This window comes from Microcoleus sp. B4-C2 (assembly GCF_036705265.1).
Lineage (GTDB): Bacteria > Cyanobacteriota > Cyanobacteriia > Cyanobacteriales > Microcoleaceae > Microcoleus.
Genome location: NZ_JAUBUB010000128.1, coordinates 7664 through 16682 on the forward strand (window position 1 = coordinate 7664; position 9019 = coordinate 16682).

Annotated in this window: 12 protein-coding genes; 8 read left to right on the plus strand and 4 right to left on the minus strand. The window is 44.8% G+C overall.

The features are described 5' to 3' along the window. The 3 genes from QUB20_RS25880 to QUB20_RS25890 all read left to right on the plus strand — a co-directional run. Positions 1–2994, plus strand: a 2994-nt coding sequence (locus QUB20_RS25880; protein WP_333250574.1) for a S8 family serine peptidase, incomplete at its 5' end; no start/stop codon positions are given. Positions 2995–3246: 252 nt separating this feature from the next. Further along, positions 3247–3498 carry a DUF433 domain-containing protein gene (locus QUB20_RS25885; RefSeq protein WP_333055253.1) on the plus strand — a complete coding sequence of 84 codons (252 nt, stop codon included), beginning with the start codon at positions 3247–3249 and terminating at the stop codon, positions 3496–3498. Continuing rightward, complete coding sequence (locus QUB20_RS25890) at positions 3482–3841, plus strand: DUF5615 family PIN-like protein (protein WP_333055254.1); 360 nt, start codon at positions 3482–3484, stop codon at positions 3839–3841. Before QUB20_RS25885 ends, QUB20_RS25890 begins: the two co-directional genes overlap by 17 nt. A gap of 164 nt (positions 3842–4005) precedes the next feature. On the opposite strand, the gene QUB20_RS25895 is transcribed toward QUB20_RS25890, so the two are convergent. The 4 genes from QUB20_RS25895 to QUB20_RS25910 are packed head-to-tail and all read right to left on the minus strand — an operon-like array spanning position 4006 to position 5293. Further along, the gene (locus QUB20_RS25895; protein WP_333250576.1) at positions 4006–4368 is read right to left on the minus strand and encodes a type II toxin-antitoxin system PemK/MazF family toxin; all 363 of its coding nucleotides are present in this window, start codon (positions 4366–4368) and stop codon (positions 4006–4008) included. Then, positions 4353–4673, minus strand: coding sequence for a hypothetical protein (locus tag QUB20_RS25900; RefSeq protein WP_333250578.1), 321 nt, complete (start codon positions 4671–4673; stop codon positions 4353–4355). The genes QUB20_RS25895 and QUB20_RS25900 overlap by 16 nt, the downstream gene beginning before the upstream one ends. Before the next feature lie 33 nt (positions 4674–4706). Next, positions 4707–5099, minus strand: a complete 393-nt coding sequence (locus tag QUB20_RS25905; protein WP_333250580.1) for a type II toxin-antitoxin system RelE/ParE family toxin — start codon at positions 5097–5099, stop codon at positions 4707–4709. Beyond that, on the minus strand, positions 5036–5293 hold the full coding sequence (locus tag QUB20_RS25910) for a type II toxin-antitoxin system ParD family antitoxin (RefSeq protein ID WP_333250582.1): 258 nt from the start codon (positions 5291–5293) through the stop codon (positions 5036–5038). Before QUB20_RS25910 ends, QUB20_RS25905 begins: the two co-directional genes overlap by 64 nt. 55 nt (positions 5294–5348) lie before the next feature. On the opposite strand from QUB20_RS25910, the gene QUB20_RS25915 reads away from it, so the two are divergent. The 5 genes from QUB20_RS25915 (at position 5349) to rodA (ending at position 8674) form a co-directional block, all read left to right on the plus strand. Next, the gene (locus tag QUB20_RS25915; protein ID WP_333250584.1) at positions 5349–5828 is read left to right on the plus strand and encodes a PASTA domain-containing protein; all 480 of its coding nucleotides are present in this window, start codon (positions 5349–5351) and stop codon (positions 5826–5828) included. Beyond that, entirely contained in the window at positions 5825–6226 is a 402-nt protein-coding gene (locus tag QUB20_RS25920) for a hypothetical protein (RefSeq protein WP_333250587.1), read from the plus strand. The genes QUB20_RS25915 and QUB20_RS25920 overlap by 4 nt, the downstream gene beginning before the upstream one ends. 245 nt (positions 6227–6471) lie before the next feature. Then, the gene (locus QUB20_RS25925) at positions 6472–6675 is read left to right on the plus strand and encodes a tetratricopeptide repeat protein (protein WP_333238863.1); all 204 of its coding nucleotides are present in this window, start codon (positions 6472–6474) and stop codon (positions 6673–6675) included. Positions 6676–6736: 61 nt separating this feature from the next. Next, a complete protein-coding gene (locus tag QUB20_RS25930; protein WP_190661613.1) occupies positions 6737–7084 on the plus strand; it encodes a VOC family protein in 348 nt (115 codons plus the stop codon). Positions 7085–7414: 330 nt separating this feature from the next. Beyond that, positions 7415–8674 (plus strand): rod shape-determining protein RodA, encoded by a 1260-nt coding sequence (rodA, locus tag QUB20_RS25935; RefSeq protein ID WP_333250589.1) that lies wholly within the window; start codon positions 7415–7417, stop codon positions 8672–8674. Positions 8675–9019 lie beyond the last annotated feature (345 nt).

Consider the following 9019-nt stretch of genomic DNA (forward strand, 5'->3'; position numbering starts at 1 on the left):
GTCGCGCCTCCTGTGGAAACGCCACCGATTGATCCAAAACCACCTGTGGCTGTCGCGCCTCCTGTGGAAACGCCACCGATTGATCCAAAACCACCTGTGGCTGTCGCGCCTCCTGTGGAAACGCCACCTGTGGAGACAACGCCACCTGTGGCTGTCGCGCCTCCTGTGGAAACGCCACCTGTGGAGACAACGCCACCTGTGGAGACAAAACCACCTGTGGCTGTCGCGCCACCGATTGAGACAACGCCGCCTGTGGAAACGCTGCCTGTGGCAACGCCGCCTGTTGCGACAACGCCACCTGTAGCAACGGTGCCGACCCCTCCAACACCACCGGTGCAACCGCCTACGATCGCCCCGGAAGCGCCTCTGGTTGGACTTGAGCCGATCGATGATATGTCGCAGCCGATCGACCCGGAACCACCTGTTGAACCCGATTTACCGATTAGTTCGCCACCAGAAAATCGCGCATTTATCGGCATCATCGATACTGGATTTGCGACGAACAATCCCGATTTGGATTACTCTAAAGTGACATTGGGGCGCGATCGCATCGACAAAGACAGCAATCCTTTGTTTACTGCTGGCACAGGTAACGAACACGGCACATTTAGCTGGGGTTTAGTTAGTGCAATTCAAGGCAACGATAAAGGTATTGATGGCTACAACGATAAGGCGAATGTTTATTTAAGTCGGGCAATTGGTTCTGGGGAATGGGATTTAGCTTTAACTGATTTTGTGGGTGAGGCGAAAGCACAAAAGAAGAAGAATGCGATCGCACTTCTTCCTCTCGATTTAACTCAGAAAAATGCTGACGGCAGCATTACCACTCGTTACGAATTTACACCCAGAGAACGTGCGGCTTTAGAAAATGCGCGTCAGAATGGAGTGCTGTTAGTTGTAGCGGCTGGTAATGACGGCGGTGTGATGTCAGTTTTGGGTCAATCTTCCCAGGAGTTTGAGAATATTCTCACGGTTGGTTCATCTGATGGATTTGGGCGATCGGATTATTCCAGCTATGGCTATGGTTTGGATATTTTAGTACCCGGAGGTGCGATCGACAATCCGACTTTATCGACTGTTGGCGATGATTTAGGCACGATGGCGGGAACTTCGGCATCTGCGGCTAAGGCGGCGGGGATGGCATCTAAGGTTTGGGAGAGTAATCCCGATTTGAATGCTACCCAAGTGATTGACATTTTGACTGGAAGTGCGATCGATTTGAAGGAGCCCGGATGGGATGAAGAAACGGGTTTTGGGGTGGTAAATTTCAATAAGGCTGTGGCAATGGCGAAGGAAACAGCGCCGCAAGCTTATATTCCGACACCTTTCTCGAATCCGACAACTTGGGGTTTAGAAGGACAAGTTAGCCCCTGGGAACGGGCGGTTAATTTGAGTGGTGTGACGGATGGAGGTAAAATTGCTGTCCAGATTAACGGTGGTGTTAATATTCGTCCCACTGCTGATACTTCCAGTGCTTCTGTCGGTAAAGTCAGTCCTGGGACACAACTGGAATTTGACTACCAGACTCAAGGTGAATTAATCAACGATCCTAATGGTGAAGGTAGCACTGATGTCTGGTATCACCTCGCTGATGGTAGCGGTTTTGTATCTGGTTTGTACGTCACCAATGTCCAAGATATCCCCTCTACACCGCCAATTGACAATCCCGTGCAGCCGCCGATTGACAATCCCGTGCAGCCGCCGATTGACAATCCCGTACAACCGCCAATTGACAATCCCGTACAGCCGCCAATTGACAATCCCGTACAGCCACCAATTGACAATCCGGTGCAGTCGGCGCCTAATTCAATTTCTCTCAACGGGCGCACCATTGATGGCAATTTCTATCCTGTTTTCCAGAATTCTAAAGGAACGCTGGGTAATCCGACTTCTGATGTCCTCACTTCTGGTGGTGTCAGCTATCAACTATTTGACAAAGGGTCGATCGTCAGCAGTAAAAATGGAACTTTCCCCCTTTATGGTGCTATCCGTCAAGCATTCTTGAATACAGGTGGATTGGATGGCTGGTTGGGCGCTCCGAAGAGTGGGGAAAAGGGGTTGGGAAATGGGAATCTTATTCAATACTTTGAGAAGGGCTATATCTACTGGAATGGAGGTAAGGCGACGGCTTACAAAGAAGGGACTGGTTTGCCATCTGTACCTGTTCCACCTAATCAGCCAATCTCTGGCAAAGGTAATACAATTCGCACAGGTGAAGGAGGAAATTTCTTTCCCGGTATACTTTCAAGCATTGAGAAAGACTACAATGCCATTCGCAAAAACTATGAGGATTCTCTGCCTGTATCAGGTAAAGGCTTTGAACCATTGGGTCAATTCCGTCCCAGTGATTTTGATGATCATTGGTGGGATTTAAATACCGGAAGTATCAATCTCTATAAGCCAGATAACAATAGTATGACGGCTGATTCAGTTCACAAGGAGCTTAATAAGCTTGTTCCGAATGAAACTGTTAGTCAAATCTACCAAGCTTTATCAGATAAAGCTCTTGGTGGTGTAAAGACGACAGCTTCTTCTGGCTACGTATATGAACAAGACTACACCACTAATTATCAACAGATTCACTCTGGAATTGATATTGGTACTGATGGTGTAGACAAATTACCCGTTTATTCGGTTACAGATGGAGTTGTTGTCGGCATTGAAAAGGCTTACAAGGGTGTAGGCGATCTAGTCATCATTAAAGAATTAAATACCGAGCGCTACTGGATGTATCTTCATGTAAATGTCGATCCATCACTGCGTGTTCTAGGTAGTATTCTTCCAGATGGTACTACCTCAAATGGTATTATCTCAGCAGGTAAAACCATTGCTAAAATTGCACCTACATCCTACACCGGATTAGCTCCACATTTACACCTGACAGTCGCCAATAACTCACAGCCTACTTCTGTTCTAAATGCTTCTGACGAGACAACGGTTCTAGATAGAACTGTTAGCCCCTTACAGGCTTATTGGGAGTATAGGAATCGTTGATGACTGATTTTATTCTCTGCTTTTCAGGGGGGTAAGGAAGGTTTTTCGGGAGAGGCTATCGCTCATCATTCATCAAAAGAACGATCGCCCTTCTTGCATCTGCGTTAATCTGCGTCCATCTGCGGTTAAAAAATATCGATCGCCCTTTCTAATAATTCAGAAGGGCGATCGCTTCTGCTAAATTTATGATATAATTACCCATCAGTTACAGCTAGACTTGCCCACTTCTTTTGATATAAAGGAGTAAAGCCCGTGAAAATAGAAGAATTACTGCAAAGAAAAGGAATTATTCACCGCGATCCAGAAATTATGAGCGGTGTCCCCGTATTTGTTGGCAGCCGCGTCCCCTTAAAGACTTTTTTCGACTACCTCGAAGGTGAAAGCGGTTTCGCAGAATTTATTAAGGATTTTCCTTACCTAGAAAGTCAGGCAATTAAAGTGCTAGAAAATCTCACTAAAATGATGCTCTCGCTCGAAAATCATTCAAATGCTTATACTGCTTGATGAAAATCTCTTGAGTCAAAAACTCAAGCAACCTTTCTTAGACGAGGGTCATTCAATCAGCAATGTTTATGACATGGGGTGGAGAGGCTTAAAAGATAGGGAAATTCTGGAGAGATCGGAGAATCATCCTTTTGATGTTTTTATCACTGCTGATAAAAATCTTCCCTATCAACAAAATCTCGCAAGTCGTGCTATTACAATTGTGGTGTTAGATTCTAGCAGTACGAGGCCCGACCATCTAGTACCTTTGATGAGACAAGTTAGCACTATGATATCGTCGCTGCCAGCAGGTTCGGCAGTTCGCATTAATGATGCTGGGGATGTTGTTTCCATTAGTCCTTGATCGATCGCCTTTCTTGCATCTGCGTTAATCTGCGTCCCTCTGCGGTTAAAAAAGATCGATCGTCCTTGATCAGGATAATTCAGAAGGGCGATCGCTCGTCTTATAATCATGAAGGGCGATCGCCTCGTAACCTATTGATTATTTCTTCTTTAAAAGCTTGAAAATTACAAAGCAAACACGATTCTGAGAGCTAGATCGATTTTTACGATCACCTCTGGTTCAAGTTCACCTCGGATATCTACCCCACGAGAACTATAATCAATAGGGCGCGTTTGCAAACAATCAGCAATAGATTTTTTTGTTAATCCATTTCTTTGAGACGGTTCAATCTCTACATTACTTTTAATCTTGGCTTTTTTTTCACTCCAAGCAGTAATTGGAACAACCTGGATTACAGGAACTCGCTCATTATAAGTATTGTTGGTCACAACAACACAAGGTCTAATTTTCCCCGTTTCAGAACCCTTTGTTGGATCGAGATTAACTTCAATAATTAAACCGCGTTTCAATTTTATAGCTTCAGCCATTCTTCTAAACCTAATTCCGTCAATTCTTGCAAGTCTGTATCTTCCTTATAGATTTCTGCATAGAGAGTAGCGGATTCTTCCAATCGCTCCGCTTCTAATGCTAATTCCAGGCGTTTAATTGCGATTCTTACTACTTCATTTGCGTCTTTAAATCCATACTTTTGACAACTTTGGAGAAATTTTATCTGAGATTCATCCAGTTCAAATGTTTGCTCTTTCATCATAGTAAAAATTCTGGAAAGCTTTGGTGTATTACTCTTGAAAACTAAGATTAAATAAACTGCCACTTTAATGATAACATACATTTCCCAAAATTCCTAAATACCAGTCGATCGCTCTTAATCTGTCTCATCAACATTATCCAAGATATCTTCGATGTCCCGTGCCCCGTGAATCACGCGCAAAATTTCTACCTCTGAGTCTATCAGACGGGAGAAAATCAGATATCTTCTAAAACCTTTAATAGCTTGTTGTCGCACATCGATTAAATTAGGATGAGAAAATTGACAGCGTTTTCCCATTTTTGGCGTTTGTGCTAATTGTTTAAATGTTTCTTCGGCCGCGACAATAAAGCGATCGGAAGCATCCATATTATCTTCCGCAATGTAAGTGGCTAATTCAATCAAATCACCGATAACTTGCGGACGTTTTTGGATCGAGGTCTTTTTTATTCCTGCAACCCCTGATTCTGGGAAATTCGCGATCGCACAGCTTGACGAATCTCCATCCAATCTTCCTCCGTCATCGCCGTAGGATTTCCCGATTCCAAACCCTCTAATAACATCGCTTTCAAACGTTCTGAAGCTTTGCGTTTTTGGTCTTGGCGAATTAACTCACGAAAATACTCGCTAGCTGTACTATAACCCCCTTGGGCTACCTGTTCTTCTATATAAGTTCGCATTGAGTCAGGCAGAGAAATATTCATGCTTGTCACTGGTATTACTTACCTCATTTAACTCGTTATCTTATTATGGCAGATTTTGCCATTTTTGGTCAAGCCTCACACAACCTGTAATTTTGTAATAAGAAATTGGGAAGATCGATCGCCCTCGATCGACCTGACTCAAAAAGGATCTCGCTCATCATTCATCAAAAGAGCGATCGCCCGTTTTATAATCAAAATGGCGATCGCTCAAAATCTTTCCCATTCACAACCAATGAATCCCGCCGCACAACAACTTCCCGATTTGACAGGGCAAACCTTATCAGAAGCGATCGCCATACTGGAGAGTTACGGCTTCCAATTTCAAACCAGCACAAAAGGTGGCTATCAAACCTTTGAACATCCAGACGGCAGTATCATTCATATTAGACCAAATGGTGAAATAGTCCGTACAGGGCCTCATATACGCGGGACGGAGGGCAAAACTTACCGTCGTAGATACAATAGAGATGGAAATCAAATAAAATTTGAACCAGGGGCTAAGACACATAATACCGGAGAAAAAGTGATTCTATGACAACCGATCTCGCACTCAACCTCAAAACCTTTTTAGAAGACTTAAAAAGTGCCGATTTAGTAGGAGTTTCACTCCGCCCTCAAAATCTTGGCTTGCGTTTAGACTTCACCTTTGGGCCCGAAGTGGGAGATGTAGCGATCGAGTTCGATCGCATTCTTCACCTAGTGATTTCTCGCCCCATCAATTCCGATGATGAAAATTACTGTTTTTGGGTAGGAGAAGTCGAACTCAGAAAGCTTGAAGAAAAGGCTGAAACTTTCTTATCTTCCCTGTCCTATCCTTTCACTTTTCCGGCTAATTTAGATTTATCTGCTTTGAGTCATTTTCGGTTGGAAGGGGATATTTTTATTGAAATAATTTGCGAACACTATAAGATTTTTCAGGAAGTTAAAAATTAACTCCTATTTTTTAAGCTTTATGAATCACAAGAGCGAGATCCCTTCCTGCATCTGCGTTAATCTGCGTCCATCTGCGGTTAAAAAAGAGCGAGATCCCTTTCTAATAATTCGGAAGGGCGATCGCCCAGGCCGACCAAAACCAGTACACTACCATCAAAGCCAAATCTCTCAGCGGTATAGCAGCGCTGTACCGAGAACCGGGAGAATTTGACCAAGCCCTGCAGCACCATGCAGAAGCAATCGAAATACTCGATCGAGCCAGCGCTAAATTAGACCGAGCCGAAGCTTGCTATCAACTAGCACTAACAGAACAAAAACTTGGTAACATCGAGAAAACTCAAGAAAATTTTGAGCGCGCCATTCAACTGTTCAGCGAAATGGACGCCAGCAAACAAGTAGAAAAAGTACAGTTAGCTGCGACCCAAAAAACTGAAAAAATACCTAATTAATTCAGAAATAAATCAGAAAATAGATACAATAAACGAAAGAACAACCATAAACTTTGTAGATATGAAACTAAAACGATTGGGACACGTAGCCGTCTGCGTGCAAGACATAGAGAAGTCTGCTGAATTCTACCGCAACTTGGGTATGGAGTTAGTCTGGAAAGATGCAGACTGGGCTTATTTGAAAGCAGGAGAGGACGGATTGGCGCTGTTGAGTCCGAGTTACGACCAAGCAGGGCCGCATTTTGGGTTTGTATTTGACGATCGCACCGAAATGGAATCCGCCTACGAACAACTCAAAGCCGATGGTGTTTCCGTCACCCACATCCACGAACACCGCGACGGTACTGCATCCTTTTACGGCAGAGATCCAGATGGGAACGGCTTCGAGTACCTTTACGAACCGGCCTGACGATTCTAGGGCTTACGAATCAAAACCCAAGAAACCGGGTTTTTAGCGGTTTCTGCGAGTTGCAGTGCGTCTTCTCGACAAAAACCCGGTTTCTGACCACGTGCGCGAACTAAATTAAGTAAGCGCCCAGAAAAAAATAGAATACCCAGATACCCGGCGCAGGCGTTCCTTCTTCCGTTCCCGGAACCTCCCTAAAACTCGCCGAATAAAGTTACATACTTACACCGAGGCTTCTCAAGTAAGGTGCAGGCTGTGAATCCAAAATATATCCACAACTTCCGAAAATCGGCTCGATAATCTAAAATCTAAAATCTAAAATCTAAAATCCTCATGTTGCAGAGAATACAAGTCAGAAACCGCTGGAAATCAATCTTCAAACCCTGGGAAGAAGCAGACCCTTGGCTGTTTGGCGCTTGCATCGCCCTCACCATCTTCGGGGGAGTCATGATCCGCAGCGTCGAAATCAACCAGGGGATGATCGACTGGTGGCGGCACTGGGTAACTGGGGCAGTGGGTTTGATCCTCGCCATCATCATTTCCCGCTGCCGTTACCAAACACTGATTGAGTGGAAATGGCCGATTTACATATTAATCAATTTGTCCCTGATCGCAGTGCGGTTTATCGGTACTACAGGGCTCGGTGCCCAGCGGTGGATCAACATCGGCGGCTTTTACCTGCAACCGTCAGAATTTGCCAAAGTAGGCATGATTATCACTTTAGCAGCTCTCCTGCACGACAAGACTGTCCCCACGGTGGGTCATATGTTGAGGATGCTGGCGATTATGGCTGTACCTTGGGGATTGATCTTTGCCGAACCAAATTTAGGTACTTCCTTAGTCTTCGGCGCGATCACAATGGGGATGTTTTACTGGGGAAATGTCAATCCCGGCTGGCTAATATTGCTATTCTCTCCTCTCATCTCAGTTCTCCTCAATAACCTGTATACACCGATTTGGGTAGCCTGGGTAGTTGTTGCAGGTATTATCGCTTGGCGAACCCTGCCTTGGCCCTGGTTGGGGACTTTCGGTGCTGTGTTGGTGAACGTTGTTTCTGGACAAGTCGGACAGCTTTTTTGGAATGTACTCAAGGATTATCAAAAAATGCGTCTGACAGGGTTTTTAAACCCGGAGAAAGACCCTTTAGGTAGCGGATATCACTTGATTCAATCTCGGATTGCTATTGGGGCCGGGGAACTGAAAGGCAGGGGTTTGTTTCAGGGAACGCAAACTCAGCTTAACTTTATTCCCGAACAGCATACAGACTTTATCTTTTCAGCCATTGGCGAAGAATTGGGGTTTATTGGCTGCATTTGCGTGCTGTTTGTCTTTTGGGTAATTTGTTTCAGGTTGGTGACGATCGCTCAAACTGCTAACGATAATTTTGGTTCTTTGCTGGCGATCGGCGTACTGTCAATGTTAATTTTTCAGGTGTTCGTAAATATTGGGATGAACATTGGCTTGGCGCCGGTTACGGGGATTCCGCTACCTTTCCTGAGTTACGGGAATGCGTCGCTGCTGAGTAATTTTCTCGCGCTGGGGCTGGTGGAGGCGGTGGCCAGCCAGCGACAGCGCAAGAAGCGTTGGAATTAGGTCATTGGTAATGGGTAATGAGTTTTGGGAATGCGATCGCCCTTTTGATTTCTTTCGAGAGATTCTGCGGGCGATCGTATTTTTTGTCGATCGGCCAAAACGCATCTAAATTTTACGGTTCCTAAGCGGAGCCTTGATGACAGTCTAGTTTGATAAAATTATTGTGGGGTGCGCGCGAGAACCCGCCCCAAAATCAAATTTAGAGGCAAAATAGCTTAAGTATATCTAATTAATTACCAGCCGGGAAGTCCCGGGCGTATATTCAGAGGCAGAAGTGTTGAACGCTTATTGATAGGATTCTGAAAATAGACATACGAATCCTATAAAATGCTGATTTCAGCAATT

Excerpts from the sequence above, each read along its gene's own strand:
- QUB20_RS25895 (WP_333250576.1), bottom strand. The coding sequence starts at position 4,368 with ATGGCTGAAGCTATAAAATTGAAACGCGGTTTAATTATTGAAGTTAAT.
- rodA (WP_333250589.1), top strand. The coding sequence starts at position 7,415 with ATGTTGCAGAGAATACAAGTCAGAAACCGCTGGAAATCAATCTTCAAA.
- QUB20_RS25900 (WP_333250578.1), bottom strand. The coding sequence starts at position 4,673 with ATGTATGTTATCATTAAAGTGGCAGTTTATTTAATCTTAGTTTTCAAG.
- QUB20_RS25920 (WP_333250587.1), top strand. The coding sequence starts at position 5,825 with ATGACAACCGATCTCGCACTCAACCTCAAAACCTTTTTAGAAGACTTA.
- QUB20_RS25910 (WP_333250582.1), bottom strand. The coding sequence starts at position 5,293 with ATGAATATTTCTCTGCCTGACTCAATGCGAACTTATATAGAAGAACAG.
- QUB20_RS25890 (WP_333055254.1), top strand. The coding sequence starts at position 3,482 with ATGCTTATACTGCTTGATGAAAATCTCTTGAGTCAAAAACTCAAGCAA.
- QUB20_RS25930 (WP_190661613.1), top strand. The coding sequence starts at position 6,737 with ATGAAACTAAAACGATTGGGACACGTAGCCGTCTGCGTGCAAGACATA.